This is a genomic window from Comamonas sp. B21-038, assembly GCF_022387135.1.
Classification (GTDB): Bacteria; Pseudomonadota; Gammaproteobacteria; order Burkholderiales; family Burkholderiaceae_C; genus Comamonas; species Comamonas sediminis.
Map to the genome: position 1 here is coordinate 1,184,412 of NZ_CP092462.1, position 21,711 is coordinate 1,206,122.

Genomic DNA, 21,711 nt, shown 5'->3' on the forward strand with positions numbered 1-21,711 from the left:
CAATAGCTGCTGATTGTCGGCGATGGATCAGAAATCGACGACCGCGCGCAGCACGGCCTGGCGGCGCTCACCCAGGGACACATAGATGGGGCTGCCCGAGGAGCTCACATAGTTCTTGTCGAACAGGTTCTTGATGTTGAGCTGCAGCTTGACGATGCGGCCGCTCCAGGGGCGCTCCCAGCTCACAAAGCTGTCGGCCACCGTGTAGCCGGCGTTGTTGAAGCTGTTGGCCGCATCACCGGCGCGGCGGCCCACATGGCGCAGGCCGGCGCCGGCACGCCAGCGGCCACTGCTGCTGGCAGCAAAATCATAGGCGGCAAAGAGCGAGGCAGTGTGGCGGGCCACATTGGCCAGGCGGTTGTCCTGGTATTGCGGGTCGTCGGTCACGGCGGCATCGGTATAGGCATAGGTGCCGATCAGCTGCCACTGCTTGCCCAGGCGGCCGGCGGCATCGAGCTCCAGGCCGCGCGAGCGGGCACCGCCGACGGCGCGGGCATAGCTTTGGCCGTCGATGGTCTCGCTGACCACCACGTTGCGCTTGCGGATGTCGTAGAGCGCCGCAGTGGCGGTGATGCCGGCAGGCGACTCCCACTTGGTGCCCAGCTCCCAGGCCTTGGCGGTCTCGGGCGGCAGGGTGCCGATGACATTGCCAATGCTGCTTTGCGGCTTGAAGGATTCGCTGTAGCTGCCGTAGATGGACCATTCGCTACTGGGCTGCCAGACCAGGCCGGCGCGCGGCACGAACTTGCTGCCATCCGATTCGCTGCCCACCACAAAGGGCCGGCCCTTGCCGGCTATCTGGTCGTAGTGCTGCCAGCGCCCGGCCAGCTGCAGCAGCCACTGCGGCGACAGGCGGATCGAATCCTGCGCGAACAGCGCCTGCTGGCGGATCTTGTCGCTCTGGGCGCTTTGCGCTTCGTCGATGCTGGTGGCGTTGGGCAGGTTGCCGTAGACCGGGTCGTAGACATTGAAGCCGCCGCTGTTGCTGCCCCGGATGATGTCGCGGCGGAAGATATTGCTGTCCTCGGCGTCGAAGCCAGCGAGGATCTCGTGCGCCATGCCGCCCGCCTGCAGCTTGCCTTCGAGGTTGATCTGGCCTACATGCTGCTGGCTGAGTGCGCCGCGCGTGCCATCGGGCCGGCGCGTGAGGATGCCGGTCGTGGGGTTGAGCGACACCGGCCGGGCCTGGTAGTCGTCATAGCCGTTGCGGTTGTAGCTGTAGGCGGCATTGAGCTTCCACTGCGTGTTCAGGCGGTGCTGGGCCTGCACGGTGAAGAAGTCCGAATCGCCCAGGGTGCGGTTGTAGGCCTCGTCAAAGCGCTCGCGGCGGTCGGTGGCCACCGGGCGGCCGGTGCGGCTGTCGATCACGGTGCCCCGGTCAAAGGGCTGCTCGTAGTCGGTGTGCTCGTAGGACATGCGCACATAGGTGTCGCGCCCATACCAGGCCAGCGACGGGGCGATGACGGTCTGGCGGTTCTTGCCGAAGTTGCGCCAGTAGTCGACATCGCTGGTGTCGGCAATGAAGCGGTAGGCCAGGCCTTGCTCGCCGAGGGGGCCGGTCAGATCGACCGAGGCACCGCCGCCGCCGTAGCTCGACAGCGAGGCGCCCACCTGGCCGGCAAAGCTGAGCTGGGGTTTCTTGGTGACCATGTTGATCACGCCGCCCGGGTCCATCGTGCCGTAGAGCACCGAGCTGGGGCCCTTGAGCACTTCGACCCGCTCGGTCGTGAAGGTGAGGTTGCGGGCCAGCACGGTGCGGATGCCATCGCGCAGGATGGAGCCATCGCGGTTGAAGCCAAAGCCGCGCTTGATCACCGCATCCTGCGTGCCGCCCAGGGTGTTGGCCTGGGTGATGCCGCTGACGTTGTAGAGCGCCTCGTCGATGGAGCGCACCTGCTGGTCCTGCAGCACCTGCGCGGGCACCACGGCAATGGCCTGGGGCACATCGCGCAGCGCGGCATCGCTGCGGGTGGCCGTGGTGGCGCGCTTGGGCTGGTAGCCCACTTCCTGCGCCTTCTCTTGCACGATGACCTGGGGCAGCACGGCCTCAGCGGCCGGGGCGGGGGCTGCTGCATCGGGCACGGTTTGGGCGGCTGCAGGCCAGGCGGCGATGGCCAGCGAGATCGCCAGCGGGATGGCGCTGAAGCAGCTCAGCGGGTGGATGGAAACGGAGCGGGCGGAGGTGCGGGAAAGGGTCATCACAGGGTCACAAACAGGCGGGGCCGCCGGCAAAAAAGACCCGTATCGAGGGTCTTGTTTTGCAGAGGCCGGGTATGGGTGGATCAGAACGCGTAGCGGCCCTGGACATAGAAGGTGCGCGGCGCGCCCACCATGCGGCCGGGGTTGCCGTCGACATTGCGGGTGTAGTAGCGGTGGTCGGCGATGTTGTTCACGCCGACCATGATTTCGCTGCCCTTGTACTGCGGCACCTTCCAGCTGACCTGGGCGTTCCACAGCCGAAAGCCGGGGATGCGGCCCACATTGGCATTGGCCGATTCGGCCTCGGTGTTGGCCAGGTCCGCGTATTGCTTGCTCTGGTGCGTGGTCGACAGGTTGAAGCCCCAGGCATCGCGCTCATAGCGCACGCCGACGGTGTCGGTATTGCGGGCGTAGAAAGGCACGTCCAGACCCGCGGTGGTGCCGGATTGCTGGATCGCCTTGGTATAGGTGTAGTTACCGTAGACGGTGGTGCCCGCCAGCGCGCCGGCCTTGTCAAAGCGGTATTCCAGTGCCAGCTCCAGCCCCTGGTGCTTGGTGGCGCCAATATTGGCAAAGGTGACCGGCACGACGCCGGGCGTCTGCAGGATCTGGTTGTCAAAGCGCAGGTCAAACACCGTGGCCTCGGCGCGCCACTGCTTGTCTTGCCAGCGGGCACCCACCTCCTTGGTCTTGGCGACTTCGGGGCGCAGCGGGTTGGCGGCGGTTTGCGAGTTCAGCTGCAGGTTCTGCACCGGGCCGAACGAGGTGGTGTAGTTGGCAAACAGCGTGAGGGCGGGGTTGACGAGGTAAGAGACGCTGACCGAGGGCAGCCACTTGTTGTTGCGCGTGTCAAAGCTTTGCCCGGCACTGCGGTCATCGCGCTCGGATTGGATGTGCTCAAAGCGCACGCCGGGGGTAATACGCCAGGCGCCGATCGCGATGCGGTCATCGATATAACCGGCATGGGCATCGGTGGCATTGTCGAACGAGGTAGTGGCACCCATCACGCCGGTGGCAAGGTTCAGCAGGCTGCTGTTGTCGTCGCCGCGCTCGCGGATGTAGCGGTAGCCCACGGTCACGTCATGGCTGCTGCTGCCCAGCGCAAAGCGCTGGGTGTAGCGGGGCTCTATGCCCAGGGTCTGGTAGTTGCGCGGCTGGTAGTTGATCTGGGTCTGCGCGGCGTTGATCAGGCGGCTGGAGCGCGCGCTGTCGTTGTAGTACGCGCGGATCTCGAACTCTTGCGTGTCCGACAGGGTGTTGATATAGCCCAGGTCCAGGCCCTTGCGCTCGCCATCCCACATGTCGGTGGGGCGGGTGTTCTGGAAGGGGTTGGCGTTGTACTGGGCCACCGTCAGCCCGCCAGGCGTGTTGGAGCGCACATCGTAGTAAGACAGCTTGCCGTAGACCTCGGAAGTACCCGAGAGCGCATAGCGGAACTTCAGCGCGACGTCGTTCAAACGCTCATCGCTGTCCTTGCGCCATTCGGAGCCCGTCATCCCCGAGTACAGCAGTGCCCAGCCCAGGCCGTTGTCCAGTTGAGAGCCCAGGAAGGTGCTGTAGAGCGTGTTGTTCTCTCCGCCCTTGCCAAAGCCGTTGTAGCGCAGGGTCACATCGCCGGTGATGTCCTTGCTGGTGGGGATGGCGCGGGTGTTGAAGTTGATGATGCCGCCCACGTTTTGCGGGCCGTAGCGCACCGCGCCGCCGCTGCGCACCACATCGATGGATTCGATATTGGCCAGACTCACCGGGGCAAACGACAGCTGGGGTTGGCCGTAAGGCGCCACGGCCAGCGGCACGCCATCGAGCAGCACGGTGGAGCGGGGCGAGTAGCGGCCGGTCAAACCGCGCACGCCGATATTGAGCGACACCGCGCTGCCTGCGGTGCCGGAGTTGTCGCTGCTTTGCACGCCGGGAATGCGGCGCATCACATCGCCAATGCTGGCGGCGCCGCTGTTCTCGATCACATCCTTGTCGACGATGGTGCGTGCCCCCGCAAAGGTCTTGAGCTGGTTCTGCAGACCGCTGCCCAGCAGATCGCCGGAGACCTGGATGGTTTCCAAGGTGCTTTCTGCGGCTGGCTCGTCATCGGCAGCCGCTGCAGCCGCAGCATCGGCCGTCTGGGCAAGCACGCTGGCAGCGGGTGCCAGGCTGATCAGGACGGCTGCGGTGATCTGGCTCAGGGCTGGACGGGGGCCCGATGGCTTGCGCGAGGTGCTGGGAAATGCGGACATGGTGAGGGCAGCGAACAACGAGGCGGGCACAGCACAACGGCGCCAGTCAGAGGCGCCGCAGCGAGGTTGGCCAGGGGATGGATGTTAGGAATGAGAACGAATTGTATTTAAAAGCGGGGCTTGTCCTACACGTCCGGCCCCGCTGGCGCCGAAAAAGCGGCGATCCCGTGTGAATACCTACTTGCGGCCTATGCCGGTATGTTGCTTTGGGGCAACTAAGCGGGGCATCTCCCTACTCGTAGCAGGGTGCCGGGCGGGGTGGACAACAGGACGTCATCCTTGCTTCGGCGCCATTCAGCTCTAGGATCTCATGGCTCTTGCAAATGCGTGTCCTTGTAGATCAAGGACATTTGCAGAATCAGTGATAACGTTTGATCCAGCCATTCTCAGACTCTTGCAAAGGTCCTACAGGCCAATCCAAGCGTGCTCTGCGAACGGACTGGTGGAGGGCGGCTTGCGTAAAGATCCTACCCACTTGGCCGAGCTCGTCCCGATGGCGGCTTGCGACCCAAAGCGGTCATTGAGTTCAGGCTCCGAGTACAAATGATGCTCAAATAGGGGGAGATTTCGTGATTTTTCCCCTTAGCTGTCACATTTCTGTAATTTATTGAATAAAATCAACAAATTGCAAAAATACTGCGATCTTATTCCACATAAAAACTCATTAGCATGGCAACTGAAGATAGATTCAAACAAGCTGTCATTGCAACCCTTGCGAGACGATCAGCCAATCAGTGCGCTAATCCAGACTGCGGCGCCCTTACCAGTGGGCCATCTGACGACCCACATGATTCAGTCAATGTAGGCGAAGCTGCCCATATCTACGGTGCTAATCCAGGCTCTGCTCGCTACGAGCCGACGATGACCTCAGTTGACCGAAGTGCAATCACCAATGCAATCTGGCTTTGTGGGAACTGCCACAAGTTGATTGATGATGACCCGGGAAAATATCCTTCAGGTCTTTTATTTGAATGGCAACGTGCGCATGAGCAAGTTATTGCGGAGAAGGTCGGGAAAACATCTGCGCTGATTAGAAAAAAGTTTGAAGATCGCCACCTCGAAGAATTTGGTCGTCTTAGCTACCTATCCGAGCGTTTGATTCTCGAGAAGGGTGACCTTTGGGAGTATCGCCTAACAGCTGAGGTTTTAAGATTTGAGATGGAGCCCGTGCTCCATCGCTGGAATGCTTTAAAAAAAGAGCTTTACACACTCCCTAGCACCAGAGTAACCAAAGAAGATTTCTTCTCTTGGATTGGGATAAAGCTGAAAGAAATAAGAACTATTGCGCACTCCTTGGTTGAGATTATTAATAAGGAATTTTCTATTGCCTGGGGTGCTCCGGGTGTTCCCGGAAATGATGCTGCAATAGTCGCAACGGCTCGGCTATACAGTGAAGTGTGCCAAAGTGCTCTGAGATGGGAAGAGTCCATAAGATTCGCATTTTTAGATCAAATATTTGAAGAGCTTCAAGACTTATTAGCAGGAACTGCAGGGCGATTTATTGATGAGGCAGCAAAGCTGCCTGCATTCTTTGCACAAACCCTTGGTGCCAATCCTGTAGACGGACGCTTTGAGCTGAGTCTCGTACTGGATTTATCAGAAGGATGGAACGATAAAGTTGATGCGGCACTTGAGCGAATTCGTATTCAGCTTTTCCAGTAAAAAATCAGCCACTCTTGGCCGGTAGGCAGTCGCATCAGAACGCCCCACAAGAGACATTCATCCATCAACTCTATAGCGCGGTCTGTCATACCCCTTTAACTAGCCAGATTGATGTTTGAGCAGGCATCCAGATCAACCCGTTGCGGTCGGTCGCCACGTTCGATATATTTCGCACTAACATCTAAAAATTCGTTCAAAGCAGATGGCTCGCCGTAGCTTGAATCCAACGTTAGCTCCTATGCCAGACTCCATTTATTGCCCTTATACAGATCAGGATGTCGAGCGTTCGCTAACGAATAAGGAACACATTTTTCCTCTTTCACTAGGCGGATCAGACGACTTCTGCCTGCCGGTGTCCCGAGACTTTAACTCTCGTGCGGGGGCCAAGATTGATGGTGCGCTTGCAAACGACTTCTTGATTGCATTTCGCCGCCGTCACTTTGATGCGCGAGGGCACAGCAAGCGAGCGCCAAGTGTACGGAGTAAGTATGCCACCATGGGCGAAGAAAAGCGGCCAGTCCAAATTGAGTTTCAAGGGGAAAACGGACTCCGTGTTTTTGATCCCATCGAGAACCGTATCCTAGGTCCAGAGGAGACCGCTGGCCAACCGTTTATCAGTTCATTTCACTTGCAGCGCTTTAGTCGAATCAGGTTTGCCTCTAAAGTCGCGTTAGCAGCCGGATACCTCTTGTTCGGTGATTGGTTTCGTCACAATGTAAACCATGCTGAAGTACGCGCACTCATGCACTATAACGGCAACCCTGAAGAACAAGATTTTTCTGCCTTCAAACTCAAGGTTGTGGAGGAATTTCTCCTGCCAGAGGAAAAAGACTTACAGCAAGTTGCTGTGGAGGAGTTTCTGTGCGGAATGGTTGGTGGCTCTTGCATATACTTCGTGCCTGGCCCGGTCAACATCGGCGTGACCGTAGGCGTTTTAGGTCAGTTTGTAGCCACGCTGAATATTGAAGCAAATACAGATAACTTCCCTTTCGTTCATCCTGTTGCGGATCAAAATGATCTCGGTCATGCAGTAGTGATTGAAAATAGGTTGGTCCAGAGAATGTCCTATCGCGCTCTCGCATACCGTGCGCACGGCGCTCTCAATCGCGAGAGGTAGCACTGCCTTGCCGTCCCCCCATTTTTCACTACACGCCTTCGCTCATTGGCTCCGAATGGGCAGGTGAAGGCAAGCCATGAATGTCTGCTCCTGGCCGATAGCAGCCATCCCACCTTCAAATTGACCAAGCGAAACAGCAGCTCACTGCAAGCTCAGGGGTCGCGACAGGCTGAAAGTCGCTCCGGCACGCCCTCTGGGTGAGCTCAAAGCGCCCCAAGTTCAAACTTCAGTGAGAAAAATTCAAACCTCACGGAGAACCGACACGCACAAATAACCGACAACAGGGTGAGCGTCGGTTCTCCATTCGCATGCAGCAAGAGGATTTGTAAGGTCAATGAGATGCTACGGCGGTGCAACGCACTGGCTCAGGCCGACACCCAATCCGCGTGCCAGCGCGCTGCCAGGCGCTGGCTCAGCTGCAAGGGCAGGCCACCCTGGTCAAAACCGACGACGGTGATCTGCCCGGCACCGTGGGGGCGCTCGGGCACCTGGGCAAAGCGGCCATCGGTCAGCAGCCAGACGCAGGCATGCACGGGGCCTTGGCGGCGGGCGTGCTGCAGCAGGCGCTCCAGCAGGCTGATGGCGCTGGCCAGCGGGCTGCCGCCGCCGCCGGCAATCGGGCGGATCCAGCCGTCGTTAAAGGCCTGCGCCTTGGCCCCTGCCTGGATCACATAGGCGCTGTCGCCGCTAAAGCCCAGCACGCAGAGCTTGTCGCGTTGGCGGTAGGCCTGCGCGGCAATGGCCTGCAGGTAGCCCTTAGCGCGGGCGAGCTGCTGGCCACGCAGCATGGAGGCGGAGGTGTCGAGCAGCACGCAGTGCATCAGCTGCGCACCGGCCGGCTGCTTGCGGTAGCGCAGGTGCGGGCGCGCCAATGGCGCCTGGCCTTTGGCGGCCAGGCTGCGGGGCCAGTCGATGCGCTGGCTGGCCGTTGCCAGCAGGCGGCCGGCGCGCTGCGTGCTCTGCGCGCGCCCCAGCTTGGCCTTGCCGGCCAGGCTGAGGCGCGTCAGGCTTTTTTTGCGGTAAAGGGCCGCAGGGCCTTGACGGGCTCGATACCGGTGTGGCGCGGCGCGGCCATGCCGCCCCAGCCATCGGGCTGGCTGTGGTTGGCACTGCTGCTGGCGGCGTCCGTATTGCTGGCTGGTGCCTGGTTGGGCTGTTGCCGTTGCGGCTGCTGCTGCTGTTGGTCTTGTTGACCGTTGGGATCGTTGGCCTGGCCACTGGGCGATGGCGGCTGCGCCGCATCGGCACTGCGGCGGTGGGCCAGTGCCAACTCGGCCACGGCCTGCACATCGGCCAGGCTCACCTGGTCATGGCCCGCCAGCGCTGCCTGGGCGCGGGCGGCGCGCAGCATCACCAGGTCGGCACGTACGCCTTCGGCACCGGATTGCTGGCACAGCTGCGCAACGGCATCAAACACGGCATCGGGCCAGACGACGCTGGCCAACTGCTGCCTTGCCGCCGCAATCTGCGCGCGCAGCCGGGCCTGTGCCTCCGCATGCTGGGCGCAGAACTGGGCCGGGTCGGCATCAAAGGCCATGCGGGTGCGCACGATGCGCTTGCGCGTGTCCACATCGGGCACATTGGGCAGGCGCACAAACAGGCCAAAGCGGTCCAGCAGCTGCGGGCGCAGCTGGCCTTCTTCGGGGTTCATCGTGCCAATCAGCGCAATGCGCGCGGCATGCTGGTGCGAGACGCCATCGCGCTCGATGCGGTTGGTGCCGCTGGCGCTGACATCGAGCAGCAAGTCCACCAGGCCATCGGGCAGCAGGTTGACCTCGTCCACATACAGAATGCCCTGGTGCGCCTGGGCCAGCAGGCCGGGGCGGAACTGCACGGCAGACGATTGCAAGGCGGCCTCCAGATCCAGCGCGCCTTGCAGTTGTTCTTCCGTGGTGCCCAGCGGCAGGTTGACAAAATGGCCGCTGGGCAGCAGCTCGGCGAGCGCGCGGGCGCTGGTGGATTTGGCGGTACCGCGCGGGCCTTCGACCAGTACGCCGCCCAGTTGCGGATCGACCGCCAGCAGCAGCAAGGCCTGCTGCAGTGCGGCCTGGCCTTCGATGGCGCTGAAGGGAAAATGCAGATCGGTGGGGGCGCTCATCGCATCTCCAGCAGGTGTTCGGTGTCGAGCAAATGGGTCTCCAGCAATTGGGGGTAGTCGCCAGGCTCTTGCCACAGGCCGCGCTGTATCGCTTCAAGCAGGCGTTCACACATGCCGTGGAAGGCCTGCGGATTGTGCTGCTGCATAAAGGCACGCGTCGTGGCATCGGCGACAAAGGCATCGGTCACGCGGGCATATTGGTCATCGCGCACCACGCGGGCGGTGGCATCAAAGGCGAAGAGGTAGTCCACCGTGGCGGCAATCTCGAACGCGCCCTTGTAGCCATGGCGCTGCACGCCCTCGATCCACTTGGGGTTGGTGGCACGCGAGCGCACCACGCGGCTGATCTCTTCTTGCAGGCTGCGCATGCGCGGCGACTCGGGGTTGCTGTGGTCGCCAAAGTACATGGCCGGTTGCTGGCCGCTGTAGTGGCGCACGGCAGCGGCCATGCCGCCCTGGAACTGGTAGTAGTCGCCGGAGTCGAGCACATCGTGCTCGCGGTTGTCCTGGTTGTGCAGCACCAGCTGCATCTCGGACAGGCGGCGCACAAAGGTCTCGGGCACCTGGCTGCCTTCGTCGTGCTGGCCGTAGGCATAGGCGCCCCAGTTGCGGTAGGCGGTGGCCAGGTCTTCATCGCTTTGCCACTGCCCGCTGTCGATCAGGCCCTGCAGGCCGGCGCCATAGCTGCCGGGCTTGGCGCCAAACACGCGCAGGCCCGCCTGGTGGCGCGCCTCCCGGGCGTCCAGCCCCTGCTGCTGCAGCTGCGCGGCCTCGGCCAGCACGCGGGCGCGGATCGGGTTCTGCGTGGCGTCTTCATCCTCCAGCGCCGCCACTTTTTGCACGGCGGCGTCAAACAGGCGAATCACATTGCTGAATGCGTCCCGGAAAAAGCCCGAGACGCGCAAGGTCACATCCACCCGGGGGCGGCCCAGCACATGCAGCGGCAGCACTTCAAAATCGCTGACCCGCCAGCTGCCATCGGCCCAGGTGGGGCGCACGCCCATCAGCGCAAAGGCCTGCGAGATATCGTCGCCACCAGTGCGCATGGTGGCCGTGCCCCACACCGACAGGCCGATGGTGACGGGGTATTCGCCATGCTCCTGGGTATAGCGCTCGACCAGCAATTGCGCAGATTTGAAGCCCATGCCCCAGCTGGTTTGCGTGGGGATGGCCCGGGTATCGACCGAGAAGAAATTGCGGCCGGTGGGCAGCACATCGGGCCGGCCGCGTGTGGGCGCGCCGCTGGGGCCGGCGGGCACAAAGCGCCCCGCCAGGCCGCGCAGCAGCTGCTGCAGCTCTTGCGGGCCGCAGGCGGCCAGGCGCGGGCGCAGATCCTGCTGCACCCGGCGCAGCACGGCCTGGGTGTGGCCATCGGCCAGCTCGGCCAGTGCGGGCGGCAAGGCGGCGCCTGGGGCCAGGATCTGCAAGGCCAGCAGCTCCAGGCGCTCGCGCGTGTCGCCGTGGTGGCGCCAGGGCTGGTCCTGCAGGTCTTGAAGCAGGGCGGGGCGCGGGCCGGTCCAGGCAGCGGCCCAGTCGGCATCGAGCGGGTCAACGTCCAGGCCCAGGTCGTGGGCCAGTGCGCGCACCAGGCTTTGGTTCGCACCCTTGCCACCGCCCACCGGGTGGCGCGCCAACGCGAGCAGGGTGTCGGTCTCCAGCCGGCCGGCGGGCGAGACGCCGAAGATATGCAGACCGTCGCGGATCTGGCTTTCTTTCAGCTCGCAGAGGTAGGCATCGGTGCGATTGAGCAGCTGCTGCTCTTCCTCGTCGCTGCCGGGGGCTTGCAGGCCCAGGTCCTGGTGCAGATCGTGCTGCACGATGTGGGCGAGGATCTGCTGGCGCAGGATTTGCGCGCGCTTGTGGTCCAGCGTCGCGGCCTCGTAGTACTCGTCCACCATGCGCTCCAGATCGCGCGTGGGCCCATAGCTCTCGGCACGGGTGAGCGGGGGCATCAGGTGGTCAATGATCACCGCCTGCGCACGGCGCTTGGCCTGCGTGCCTTCGCCGGGGTCGTTGACGATAAAGGGGTAGAGGTGGGGCAGGGGGCCCAGCACCAGATCGGGCCAGCAGCTGGCCGACAGCGCCACGCTCTTGCCGGGCAGCCATTCGAGGTTGCCATGTTTGCCCACATGCACCATCGCATCGGCCTGCCACTGGCTGCGCAGCCAGTGGTAGAAGGCCAGGTAGTAGTGCGGTGGCACCAGGTCGGGGTCGTGGTAAGCGGCCAGCGCATCGAGCTGGTAGCCGCGTGCCGGCTGCACGCCGACAAAGATCTGGCCCAGGCGCAGACCGGACACCATGAAGCGGCCCTCGCGCAGCATCGGGTCTTGCGCGGGCCCGCCCCAGCGCTCGGTGATGGCTTGCTGGTTGGCCGCTGGCAGGGTGCTGAAGTACTGCAGGTAGTCGTCCAGGCTCAGGCTTTGCCAGGCGGCGCGCGTGGCCCAGGAATCGGGCGCATTAGTGATGCCTTGCTGCAGCAAGTCCATCAGCGCTTGGCTGTCGGCAGGCATCGCATCGACGGCATAGCCATCGGCCGCCAGCGCGCGCAGGATTTCGATCACGGAGGCGGGGGTATCCAGCCCCACGCCATTGCCAATGCGGCCTTCGCTGCTGGGGTAGTTGGCCAGCACCAAGGCCAGGCGCTTGTCGGCATTGGGTTTGCGGCGCAGCTGGCACCAGCGCTGGGCCAGTTCCACGACAAAGCCCATGCGCTCGGGATGGGCCTGGTACTGCACGACGTCCGATTGCGTCAAATCGCTGCGGTGAGCCAGGCCCTTGAAGCTGATGGCCCGCGTGATGATGCGGCCATCGACTTCGGGCATTGCTACATGCATCGCAATATCGCGCGGCTGCAGGCCATGGGTGCTGTCCAGCCAGGTCTGCTCATTGCTGCCCGACAGGATCAGCTGCAGCACGGGGATATCGCCGGCCAGCGCATGGTCGCCCGGGGTATCGAGCGAAGCCTGCGAGAAAGCAGTGGTGTTAAGGATCAGCGCGACCTCTTCGCTGGCGCACAGCGCCTGCAGGGCCGCCAGGCAACCTGCCTCCTTGAGCGACTGCAGGGCCAGCGGCAGCGGGTTCATGCCTTGGGCAAGCAAGGCCTGGCACAGATCGGCAAACACCTGGGTGTTGCCCGACTGCAGGTGTGCCTTGTAGAACAGCACCATGACCACTGGCGCGCCGGGCTGCCACTGCAGCGGGCCCGGCTGCTGCCAGGTGGCGGCCGTGGCCTCGTCGCTGGTGGGGTGGTACACAGCCACCGCTGGCAGAGGGCGCGGCGGCAGCGCCGCATGCGGGCCGCCCAGCAGGCCGTGCCAGACAAAACGGAACAGCTCACGCGCATTGGCCAGGCCGCCTTCGCGCAGGTAGCGCCACAAGGTGCGGCAGTCTTGCTGCGGCACCGTGCTTTTTTGCAGCAGGTTCAAATCCTCGCTGCTGTCGCCCGAGAACATGGCCAGCGCAATCTTGTGGGCGCGGCACAGCGACATGACCCGCTCGGTGCCATAGGGCCAGTAGCTCTCGCCGCCCAGGTGGTCGATGATGATGAGCTTGGCATGCTGCAGCACCTCATCGGCATACAGATCGACCGATGCGGGCTGGCGCAGGTACATCAGATTGGCCAGCCGCACGCTGGGCAGTTGCTCGCCATCCATGCCGGCCCGCAGCTGCGCATAGGCGTGCGCGAGCAGGGCCAGGGTGGTGTCTGCGGCGCTCAGGATCACGATGTCGGCCGGGCTTTGCCCCAGGCTGGAGACAAAGGCCTCGTCGTCGACAAAACCACCGGGCTGGACCGCGAGCAAATGCATCAGCGCGCTCCGACCGGGCTGGCGGCGAGCTGGGCGCGGATCGCTGCCTCGTCCAGGTCATGGCCGATAAAGACCAGGTGGCTGCCGCGCTTTTCATCGGCGCGCCATGGGCGGTCAAAGTAGCTGTCAAAGCGCTTGCCCACGCCATGCACCACCAGGCGCATCGGCTTGCCGGGCAGGGCCACAAAGCCCTTGATGCGGTAGACGGTTTGCTCGGCAACCACCTCGGCCAGCTGGGCCAGCAGTGCTTCGCGGTCCACCTCGCCCAGCTGCACGACGACGGAGTCGAAATCATCATGGTCGTGCTCGTCATGCACATGGCCGGCTTCGTGCTCATGGTGGCCCTTGCGCGACTCGATGCTTTCCTCGGACGCGCTGGACAGGCCCAGCACCACATCCAGGTCAATGCGGCCATGGTCGGCGGCGACGATCTTGACGGCGGGTGGAATGTCTTCGCGCACCAGCGCCTCGACGGCGGCGCGGTCGGCGGCGCTGGCCTGGTCGAGCTTGCTCAGCACCACCAGGTCGGCGGAGATGAGCTGGTCTTCAAACAGCTCGTGCAGCGGCGATTCGTGGTCGAGGTTGGGATCCTGCTTGCGTTGCAGATCGACCGCAGCGGGGTTGGCGGCAAACTGGCCGGCTGCGGCGGCGGGCACATCGACGACGGTGATCACCGCATCGACCGTGCAGGCGTTCTTGATCTCGGGCCAGTTGAAGGCCTGCACCAGGGGCTTGGGCAGTGCCAGGCCGCTGGTCTCGATGAGGATGTGGTCGATATCGCCACGGCGCTCGATGAGCTTGCGCATCACGGGGTAGAACTCTTCCTGCACGGTGCAGCACATGCAGCCATTGGCCAGTTCATAGAGCTGGCCGGCCTGCTCGGTGCCGTCGTCATCGCAGCCAATGCCGCAGCCGCGCAGAATCTCGCCATCGATGCCCAGCTCGCCGAACTCATTGACGATCACCGCGATGCGGCGGCCATTGGCGTTGGACAGGATGTGGCGCAGCAAGGTGGTTTTGCCGCTGCCCAGAAAGCCGGTGACGATGGTGGCAGGGATCTTCTGGCTGGTGCGCATGGGGAGGTCTCCAAGGAAAGGGGGGCGGGCTGCCGGGCAAGCCAGGGGCGGGGCCGGTGGGCGTGGTGCGCGCGGCAGTCTGGAACAAAAAAGGGGCGCGCGGATGGCCTAGCGGCCGCAGCGCAGAGCCAGCGGCAGGGCCAGGCTGGTGCGCCAAAGCGCAGGGGGAAGGGGCAGCGCCAAGCGGCGGCTGGGGGCAGGTGTCTGCATTGGAACTCCAGGAAAAACGCGTCCTAGGCAAACCAGCGGGCGGATGCCGGTGGGAGCTGGTTCGGGGGTGGCTTGGCACAAAGGTCTGACTTGGCAGCGCAGACCTGGGGCGAGCCCGGGGCCTGCGGCAGCGATACAGTGGCGCGACCGTGCCGGATTGTCACCGGCTTCTTTGCAACAAGTGCGGGCCATTCTACTGCGTATGGGGCGTGGATAGCGGCCGCCAGCATGGTGCCGGGCATGGCTTCTCGCTGATCCGGGACACGGGCGGGCACGAAGCGCCAGCCTGCCCCTGCCTATTGCTATAAAGGAGGCTTGTTCTGTTGCAGGGCCTTCTGTCCTTTGCCAGGCCGTTGATTTTTCCCCTTTGAACTGCACGCCCATGTCCACACGTCTGCACGCCGTCCAATCCGATATCACCCAGCTCCATGTGAAAGCGGTGGTGAACGCCGCCAACTCATCGCTGCTGGGCGGCGGCGGGGTGGATGGCGCCATCCACCGTGCAGCAGGCCCGGAGCTGGTGCACGAATGCCGGCTGCTGGGGGGCTGCAAAACGGGAGACGCCAAGCTGACCCAGGCCTACCGGCTGCATGCGGACTACATCATCCACACGGTGGGGCCCGTGTGGCGCGGCGGGGACCATGGCGAGCCGGAGCTGCTGGCCGCTTGCTACCGCCGTTGTATGGCACTGGCCGAAGAAAAGTCGGTGACTTCCATCGCTTTTCCAAGCATCAGCACGGGCATTTATGGCTATCCGTTGGCGTTGGCTGCCCAAGTGGCTGTGCGCACGGTTCGGGAAAGCCTGTCGCCACAGACCTCCATCGCAGAGGTGGTCTTCTGCTGCTTCTCGCCAGCGGATCTGCTGCAGTATGAAGCGGTGTTGAATGCGCCCTCCGCCTGAGGCACGGGCCAACCTGCTCGCTTGGCTGGAACCCCATGACCCAAAACCGCTACCGCCTGCTCGTCATCGCCACCGTCCTCCTGTTGGTGCTGTCGATCCGCATGGATTTCCGCACCGAGCTGCTGTCCTCACAACACCCGCTGCGGGACCCGATGGCGCTGGAGGGGGAGATGGTGGTGCTGCTGTGCCTGATCATTGTGGGCTGGACGGCGGGCTTTTATGGCTGCATGCGCTTTCGCCCCTGGGCGCCTGCACTCAACCTGGTCACGACCGCCTGCGGCTTGCTGTTCATCGTCGGCAACAACTGGCTGTCGGTGGAGTCGTCCTGGGCCCAGGTGCTGGACTTTCTGGCCAATGCCTTGGGTGGGTTGACCTTGATGCTGCCTTACTTCAACGACAAAGTCAGAAAGATGTTCTGGCCGGAGCCGGATTGAGGTCCGGCTCACAGCCAGTGCAGTAGTGCTATGGGGTGGTGCCAAACCAGCGCTGGATAGCTGCTGCGGCTGGTTCCGACTGCGCCACACCGTCAGCCACCCAGGCTACAACACCGTCCGGGCGGACCAGCAGCGATGTCAAGCCCAGTTCATCAGCGGCACGGCTGGCGATATAGCGGAGCCGGCCCTGCCATCCCATGGCCAGGCCACGCAAAGGTGCAGCGGTATCCAATTCCAGCAGTAGCCCTTGACCAGTCTGCAGATGGCTCGCAAGGGTCGAGCCATCGGCCAGCGCAAAGTCTGGCGCGCTGCGGCCGACCAAGGGGTGGGGGTCGCCCAGGTCATAGCGCAGGGTGGCGCCCCAGACGCGGTCGGCGAAATAGGTGGAGCCATCGCGGGTGGCGATCAGGTCGCGCACGATGTGGGCGAGGGCGCGTGTGGCGGGGCAGGGGCGCATCAGGGCGACCTGGGCGCGCGACCAGTCCAGCACCTGGGCGCCAACGGGGTGGCGCTCGGCGGTATAGCTGTCCAGCAAGCCTGCTGGCGCACCGCCACGGACGGTGGCGCCGAGCTTCCAGCCCAGGTTCATCGCATCGCCGATGCCGAGGTTGAGGCCCTGGCCGCCCAACGGCGAGTGGATATGGGCGGCATCTCCCGCCAACAGCACGCGGCCTTGGCGGTAGCGGGTGGCCTGGCGGGCACGGTCGGTCCAGGTGGATGCGAGTTGCAGCGATGGGACTTTGACATCAGTGCCGCTGACCCGGCGCAGCACCGTTTGCACATGCTCGGCGGTGATGGGGGTGCTGCCGTGGAACGCGCCGCCATCAAAATCGACCATCGCGATGGTGCCGGGCGGCTGGAAGGTGTACATGCCCGTATCCGTGTAATGGCGGCCGGGCCTGAGGCCGGTGCTGTTGTCCAGCGTGGCTTCTACCGAGTAACCGGTGAACTCGGGCCCGGTGCCGGCAAAGTCAAAACCGGCGGCTTTGCGGACCAGGCTGCGGCCCCCATCGCAGCCTACCAGCCAGTGGCCTTGCAGCTGCGCACCACCGGCTTGCACCTGCACGCCGTCGGGCAACTGTGCCATATCGGTCACGCGAACCCCTCGGCGCACTTCCACGCCCAGTTCTGCCGCGCGCCGCGCCAGCACCGATTCGAGGCGCTCCATCGTCGTGGGCATGCTTTCGCTGGCGCGGCTGGGCAGGCGGTAGGGCCAGGCGGCGGAGTCGATCTGGTCCTGGAAGAACTGCATGCCCGCAAAGTGCCCGCCGGGCCGGCGCGCATGCTGCATCCAGTGGGGGCGCGATGCAGCAAGGGCGCTGTCGCTGTGCACGGGCGCGGTAACGGCATCCAGCAAGCCCCGGCGCTGCAGCGCCTCCAGCGAGGGGATATTGAGGCCGCGAATGCCAAAGGGCGCTTGCTTGAGGGCGGCGTGCGGATCGGGCGCTTGCTCCAGCACCAGCACGGAGCAATGGGCGAGCCGCAGCTCGCAGCTGAGCAGCAGGCCCACGGGGCCTGCGCCAACAATGATGACGTCGTAATGGGGGATCGTAGGCATGGACATGTCCTCGCTCGGTTGACCGTTCGGCCGGAGTGATTCTTTGTCTTGAGAACCCCAGGGACGAACCGATGGCCGCATCAAGATGCGGTGCAAGTTCGTCGCGGGGACCCATGCGCGGGCAGAGTCAGCGCTTCCGTGCGGAAGGACTTGGGCTTACCAAACCAAGTCTGCCTTTTTCGACGGGCGGATTATAGCGTTGGCAGTGCAGAGGCGATTTACCGAGGGCGCTGGCCCAGCTGATGGATCCGTTTAACGGCGAGCCGGTGGCTATCAAAGAGCCTGGAGATATCGCTGGCATTGGCGGGGCGTAGCTTCATGGGATGTCAATAGATAGGCCGTCAAACCACCGCAGCGCTGAATGCATCCGGCCGCCGTGCCAGCAGCTGCGACAGGCGCTGCAGCCCGGCCTGGAGGCGGCTCCTGTCTTTGATGCTGCCCAGCGAGATGCGTATGGCATGGACCGTGTGGGTGCCGGTTGGATCGGTGGCGAAGGCCTCTGCCGGGGTGATGGCGATGCCCTCGCTGTGCGCCGCTTGCGCGAGCTGGGAAGGGCTCCAATACGCGGGCAGCTCCAGCCAGACGTGCAGGCCATCGCCCGCGCCGCTGTAGCGGCCGGCGAGAAGATCGCGCGCCATGCGGTGGCGCAGGCGGGCTTCCTTGCGCACCCCCTCCATCAGCCCGTAGGCCGAGCCGCCCAGAATCCACTGTGTGGCCAGCGCGGCCGACAGCGGCGAGACCATCAGCGCAAAGGAGCGCAGGGCGGTCTGGAAGCGCTCGCGCAGCACAGGATCGCGCACCAGCACAAAGGCCACGCGCAGCCCAGGGCTCAGGCATTTGGACAGGGTGGAGATATAGAGCACCTGCTCTGGTGCCAGGCGTGCCAGCGGCGGCGGTGGCGCCTCGGCCAGCAGCCAGTAGGGATCGTCTTCAACGATGCGCACCTTGCAGCGCTGCGCGACGGCAAGCAGCGCCTGGCGCCGGGCCAGCGGCATCGTGATGGCGGTGGGGTTCTGCAACGTGGGATTGAGGTAGAGCAGGGCCGGCTGGTGCTGGCGGCAGGCCTGTTCCAGGCTATCGGGCAGCATGCCATGCTGGTCAGCGGGCACGGCGACGAGCTGCCGGCCCAACTGCGTGGCAGCCGAGCGCAGACCCGGGTAACCCACGGGCTCGGCCAGGATCACATCGCCGGGCTCGGTCAGCGCCAGGATGGACGCAGCAATCGCCGCTTGCGCGCCGGGGCAGACGACCAGCTGCTCGGCATCGACCGGCCCGAACATCGGCTGAAGCCACTGGGCGCCGGCCTGGCGGTCCACCTCGCTGCCGCCGCCCAGGTGGTAGGTCATCAGCAGGGCCGCATCCGCCCCCATCAGCACCTGCGACAGGCCTTGCTTGAGGAGGTCGTCAAAAGCCAGGCCCGCTGGCGGCGGCGGGGTGTTCATGCCCAGGTCGAGCACCGCTGTCAGTTCGACCTTGGGAGCCGCCACATAGGTACCCCGGGCGCCACGCCCTTCCAGCAGGTTGCGGCGCCTGGCCTCGTCGTAAGCACGGGTGATGGTGGTCAGGTCCACATCCAGCAAGGCTGCCAGGTGGCGCTGCGGCGGCAGCCGGTCCCCGGGTTTCAGCAGCCCATCGGCCACGGCACCCTGCAAGGCATCGGCAATCTGCAAAAAGCGCGGCCCGCCACGCGCAGCCAATCGCGGCAGCCAGCGGAGGGTCTCATCTTCTTGCATGGTTTTGCTCTGGAAATGTATGGATGTATGGACGGCAGGAATCCTCTGCAAAACGCACTGCCCCGGTCTGAATGCGGTCTCGGCGATCCGCATCCATCCCATTGGGCGAGGGTACTGCAAACGGTCCCTGGGACAATTTGTCCGCATGTATGGAAATTGCTTTTGCGTAATATGCACCAGAACTTGCAGCGGCCCATGCTGGTATGGCAATCGCTGGCGTGGAGGCCTCTTGCTTCGCAGAGGCCCGGACAGTGCCAAGTCATTGGCTGGAAATTCGCAAAATGATCGATTGGATCCCCGTAGTCTTCGTGATCTTCAAGCTGGGCATGTTCAGCACCTGCATGTTCTTTGCCATCAAGTGGCATTACGACCAGGGCAAAAAAGGCGGCAACCCGCGCGCGGTGCTGCGCGCTGGTGGCAAGGTGGCGGCCATTTTCATGGCGGCATTGATGTTGCTGGGGCTGCTGACTTTCACGCTGGTCCGAACGATGGGCTTGGATTTGACGTTTTCTTGATGCCCAGCCCCGAGCCTCTCCTTCGATCCCGGCGCGGGGGCCTGAAAAAATCCTCAGGCAGTGCCCGGCCTCCTGGCTGCAGTCGGTTGAGCTGCAGAGGCACTCAGCTGCCTGAGTACCGCATGCAGCGCGTCGATGAACTGCTGGCCTGCTGCCGCGCAAGGCTGCCGGGCGGAGGTGATGGCCCAGATGTTGCAGTACACGTCAGCCGTCAACGGCCTGACGACGATGTCGTCTCGGGGAATGGGTGGGATGCACGAAGCGTCCACGATGGCGGCCCCCAAGCCGGTCTGAACGCAGCTGAGTGCAATGGCGGGCGACCGTACCTGAATACTCGCCGAGCTGACATCCATAGTTAGCGCTGAGGCACAAAGCCGTCCCAGCGGGGTGTCTGGGGGGTATCCGATCCATGCCGTCTCGCACAGCTCCACGGGATCAACCAGCGCCCTGTCCGCAAGCGGATGCTGTGGCGGAAGTACGCATACCAGGTGCTGGCGCCCGATCAAGCGGGATTTCAAGCCTGGATGGTTAGACTCCACGAGGGAAACGCCGACATCGGCCTGCCCAGACAGCAAATACTCCGGCAATTCGTCATAGGTCGCGGTGCGAAAGTCAACGCGCAACTGTGGGCTGTAGCGCATCAGTTGCTGCAGCGCCTGCGGAATCAAGGTGTTGGCAAACGTGGCGCTGCAGGCCAGGTGCAAGGTGGCCACACCCGCCTGACCGATGCGCTGGGCCAGGGTATTGAGGCGGTCCAGACCTCGGTACAGATCGCGCGCCTCCTCGTGCAGGCGCTGGGCTTCGGGCGTGGGTTGCAGCCGCCTTCCTTGCCGCTCAAATAACAAGTACCCCAGGCGGGCTTCGCAGTGTGCCAGCGCGCGGCTCAGGGCCGGCTGCGAAACATGCAAGGCCAAGGCTGCACCGCTGATGGTGCCCGTGGTCATGATGGCGTGGAACACCTCCAGCTGCCGCATGTTCAGTGCGCGGGCGCGGATGGCGGGCGTGCTGGCTTCCGGCGAATGGCTTGGCATGTGGTGTAAACCCCTGGTCGATATAACTTTGTTTGTGAATGCACCGACATTTTTCAATTTGGGCGCGTTCGGCTTGTCCTTTACGCTGCAAGCAATATTCAGACCCATGAAAGAACCAAGCCATGAACCCCCGCCTTCTGAACCGTTTTGCCCTCCTGTTGCCCCTTGTTTTATGGGCTGTGCAGTCTGGCCCTAGCGCTGCCCAGGGTAACGCTGGTCAAGCCATTACCTTTGTCGTGCCCTCCGCTGCCGGCGGCTCTCCGGACGTGCTGAGCCGCATCATCACCAACCAATGGTCGCAGAACGCCCACCGTCCGGTGATTGTAGAAAACAAGCCTGGAGCCGCAGGCAATATAGGTATGGTGCAGGTAATCCGGGGCAACGAGCTCACCGTGGGCTACGGCAATATCAACACCCTCGCGGTCAACCGCGCCCTGTTCTCCACCTTGCCTTATGACGTAGACAAGGACCTGGTCCCGGTGTCGCATCTCTTCAACCTCTACAACGTGCTGATCGTTCCAGCGGCATCCAGCGCCCAATCCGTCAAGGATTTGCTGACCGAAGCGCGCAAGAACCCCGGCAAGCTTTCTTACGGGGCATCGGGCGTCGGCACCACTGGCCACATGAGTGGTGAGCTGCTCAACCACCTGGAAAAGCTGAACACGGTTTTTGTTCCCTACCAAGGTGGGCCGGCTGCCTTGCAGGATCTGATGGGCGGGCGCCTGGACTATATGTTCATCAACAGCTCGGAAGCAGTGCCGCTGATTAAGTCTGGCAAGGTGCGTGCGTTGGCGGTCACCCAACTGGGCAAGCGCATCGACCAGTTGCCCGATGTGCCGACGATGGACGAGGCGGGTGTCAAGGGCTACGAGATCGTCTCCTGGGGCGGCGTGGTGGGCAATCGCAAGATGACACCTGAGCAAGCCAAGGCGCTGGCGGCCGATCTGGACAAGGTGTTGAAGACATCCAACGTGCGGGAAAGCCTGAATAGCCTGGGAGCCCAGCCGGTAGGGGGCACGCCCGAAGATTTCAAGCAACTGATTGCCCGCGAGACGAAGAAATGGACGGACATCATCCAGTCCAGCAAGATCGAGAAGCTGAACTGACCAGCCCCTGAAAGAGAAGGCAAACGTGCTGATA

The 21,711-nt window shown here is 63.6% G+C and carries 15 protein-coding genes; 6 read left to right on the forward strand and 9 right to left on the reverse strand.

The features are described 5' to 3' along the window. Nucleotides 1-27: 27 nt before the first annotated feature. On the reverse strand, nt 28-2,199 hold the full coding sequence (locus tag MJ205_RS05330) for a TonB-dependent siderophore receptor (protein ID WP_239811517.1): 2,172 nt from the start codon (nt 2,197-2,199) through the stop codon (nt 28-30). Between the two features lie 83 nt (nt 2,200-2,282). Beyond that, on the reverse strand, nt 2,283-4,430 hold the full coding sequence (locus tag MJ205_RS05335) for a TonB-dependent receptor family protein (RefSeq protein ID WP_239811518.1): 2,148 nt from the start codon (nt 4,428-4,430) through the stop codon (nt 2,283-2,285). A gap of 669 nt (nt 4,431-5,099) precedes the next feature. Between MJ205_RS05335 and MJ205_RS05340 the strand changes: the two genes are divergently transcribed. Continuing rightward, nucleotides 5,100-6,092 (forward strand): HNH endonuclease, encoded by a 993-nt coding sequence (locus MJ205_RS05340; protein WP_239811519.1) that lies wholly within the window; start codon nt 5,100-5,102, stop codon nt 6,090-6,092. Nucleotides 6,093-6,330: 238 nt separating this feature from the next. Beyond that, the gene (locus MJ205_RS05345; RefSeq protein ID WP_239811520.1) at nt 6,331-7,209 is read left to right on the forward strand and encodes an HNH endonuclease; all 879 of its coding nucleotides are present in this window, start codon (nt 6,331-6,333) and stop codon (nt 7,207-7,209) included. 365 nt (nt 7,210-7,574) lie between these two features. On the opposite strand, the gene MJ205_RS05350 is transcribed toward MJ205_RS05345, so the two are convergent. The 4 genes from MJ205_RS05350 to cobW all read right to left on the reverse strand — a co-directional run bounded on the left by MJ205_RS05350 (nt 7,575) and on the right by cobW (nt 14,189). Beyond that, on the reverse strand, nt 7,575-8,081 hold the full coding sequence (locus MJ205_RS05350) for a vWA domain-containing protein (RefSeq protein ID WP_239811521.1): 507 nt from the start codon (nt 8,079-8,081) through the stop codon (nt 7,575-7,577). Nucleotides 8,082-8,212: 131 nt separating this feature from the next. Next, complete coding sequence (locus MJ205_RS05355; RefSeq protein WP_239811522.1) at nt 8,213-9,307, reverse strand: ATP-binding protein; 1,095 nt, start codon at nt 9,305-9,307, stop codon at nt 8,213-8,215. Continuing rightward, the gene (gene cobN / locus MJ205_RS05360; RefSeq protein WP_239811523.1) at nt 9,304-13,113 is read right to left on the reverse strand and encodes a cobaltochelatase subunit CobN; all 3,810 of its coding nucleotides are present in this window, start codon (nt 13,111-13,113) and stop codon (nt 9,304-9,306) included. Before cobN ends, MJ205_RS05355 begins: the two co-directional genes overlap by 4 nt. Further along, the gene (cobW, locus tag MJ205_RS05365; RefSeq protein WP_239811524.1) at nt 13,113-14,189 is read right to left on the reverse strand and encodes a cobalamin biosynthesis protein CobW; all 1,077 of its coding nucleotides are present in this window, start codon (nt 14,187-14,189) and stop codon (nt 13,113-13,115) included. Before cobW ends, cobN begins: the two co-directional genes overlap by 1 nt. Before the next feature lie 592 nt (nt 14,190-14,781). Here cobW and MJ205_RS05370 point away from each other — a divergent pair. Both MJ205_RS05370 and MJ205_RS05375 read left to right on the forward strand, forming a co-directional pair. Then, nucleotides 14,782-15,300: an O-acetyl-ADP-ribose deacetylase gene (locus MJ205_RS05370; protein ID WP_239811525.1), complete on the forward strand. Its 519-nt coding sequence runs from the start codon at nt 14,782-14,784 to the stop codon at nt 15,298-15,300. A gap of 35 nt (nt 15,301-15,335) precedes the next feature. After that, on the forward strand, nt 15,336-15,734 hold the full coding sequence (locus MJ205_RS05375; protein ID WP_239811526.1) for a hypothetical protein: 399 nt from the start codon (nt 15,336-15,338) through the stop codon (nt 15,732-15,734). A gap of 28 nt (nt 15,735-15,762) precedes the next feature. Here MJ205_RS05375 and MJ205_RS05380 read toward each other — a convergent pair whose 3' ends face one another. Both MJ205_RS05380 and MJ205_RS05385 read right to left on the reverse strand, forming a co-directional pair. Next, a complete protein-coding gene (locus tag MJ205_RS05380) occupies nt 15,763-17,298 on the reverse strand; it encodes an FAD-dependent monooxygenase (protein ID WP_446715060.1) in 1,536 nt (511 codons plus the stop codon). A 335-nt stretch (nt 17,299-17,633) separates the two neighbouring features. Then, a complete protein-coding gene (locus MJ205_RS05385; protein ID WP_239811528.1) occupies nt 17,634-19,025 on the reverse strand; it encodes an aminotransferase-like domain-containing protein in 1,392 nt (463 codons plus the stop codon). Between the two features lie 281 nt (nt 19,026-19,306). Here MJ205_RS05385 and MJ205_RS05390 point away from each other — a divergent pair, with 281 nt between their 5' ends. Next, nucleotides 19,307-19,540 carry a hypothetical protein gene (locus MJ205_RS05390; protein ID WP_239812669.1) on the forward strand — a complete coding sequence of 78 codons (234 nt, stop codon included), beginning with the start codon at nt 19,307-19,309 and terminating at the stop codon, nt 19,538-19,540. 53 nt (nt 19,541-19,593) lie between these two features. Here MJ205_RS05390 and MJ205_RS05395 read toward each other — a convergent pair whose 3' ends face one another. Then, nucleotides 19,594-20,679, reverse strand: a complete 1,086-nt coding sequence (locus MJ205_RS05395) for a LysR family transcriptional regulator (protein WP_239811529.1) — start codon at nt 20,677-20,679, stop codon at nt 19,594-19,596. Between the two features lie 14 nt (nt 20,680-20,693). Between MJ205_RS05395 and MJ205_RS05400 the strand changes: the two genes are divergently transcribed. After that, nucleotides 20,694-21,677: a Bug family tripartite tricarboxylate transporter substrate binding protein gene (locus MJ205_RS05400; RefSeq protein WP_239811530.1), complete on the forward strand. Its 984-nt coding sequence runs from the start codon at nt 20,694-20,696 to the stop codon at nt 21,675-21,677. The last annotated feature ends 34 nt before the right edge of the window (nt 21,678-21,711 follow it).

What these genes read in the sequence shown, in the direction of transcription:
- MJ205_RS05330 (WP_239811517.1), bottom strand. Translation starts at nt 2,199, where the DNA reads ATGACCCTTTCCCGCACCTCCGCCCGCTCCGTTTCCATCCACCCGCTG.
- MJ205_RS05335 (WP_239811518.1), bottom strand. Translation starts at nt 4,430, where the DNA reads ATGTCCGCATTTCCCAGCACCTCGCGCAAGCCATCGGGCCCCCGTCCA.
- MJ205_RS05340 (WP_239811519.1), top strand. Translation starts at nt 5,100, where the DNA reads ATGGCAACTGAAGATAGATTCAAACAAGCTGTCATTGCAACCCTTGCG.
- MJ205_RS05345 (WP_239811520.1), top strand. Translation starts at nt 6,331, where the DNA reads ATGCCAGACTCCATTTATTGCCCTTATACAGATCAGGATGTCGAGCGT.
- MJ205_RS05355 (WP_239811522.1), bottom strand. Translation starts at nt 9,307, where the DNA reads ATGAGCGCCCCCACCGATCTGCATTTTCCCTTCAGCGCCATCGAAGGC.
- cobN (WP_239811523.1), bottom strand. Translation starts at nt 13,113, where the DNA reads ATGCATTTGCTCGCGGTCCAGCCCGGTGGTTTTGTCGACGACGAGGCC.
- cobW (WP_239811524.1), bottom strand. Translation starts at nt 14,189, where the DNA reads ATGCGCACCAGCCAGAAGATCCCTGCCACCATCGTCACCGGCTTTCTG.
- MJ205_RS05370 (WP_239811525.1), top strand. Translation starts at nt 14,782, where the DNA reads ATGTCCACACGTCTGCACGCCGTCCAATCCGATATCACCCAGCTCCAT.
- MJ205_RS05375 (WP_239811526.1), top strand. Translation starts at nt 15,336, where the DNA reads ATGACCCAAAACCGCTACCGCCTGCTCGTCATCGCCACCGTCCTCCTG.
- MJ205_RS05380 (WP_446715060.1), bottom strand. Translation starts at nt 17,298, where the DNA reads ATGTCCATGCCTACGATCCCCCATTACGACGTCATCATTGTTGGCGCA.
- MJ205_RS05385 (WP_239811528.1), bottom strand. Translation starts at nt 19,025, where the DNA reads ATGCAAGAAGATGAGACCCTCCGCTGGCTGCCGCGATTGGCTGCGCGT.
- MJ205_RS05390 (WP_239812669.1), top strand. Translation starts at nt 19,307, where the DNA reads ATGATCGATTGGATCCCCGTAGTCTTCGTGATCTTCAAGCTGGGCATG.
- MJ205_RS05395 (WP_239811529.1), bottom strand. Translation starts at nt 20,679, where the DNA reads ATGGGTCTGAATATTGCTTGCAGCGTAAAGGACAAGCCGAACGCGCCC.
- MJ205_RS05400 (WP_239811530.1), top strand. Translation starts at nt 20,694, where the DNA reads ATGAACCCCCGCCTTCTGAACCGTTTTGCCCTCCTGTTGCCCCTTGTT.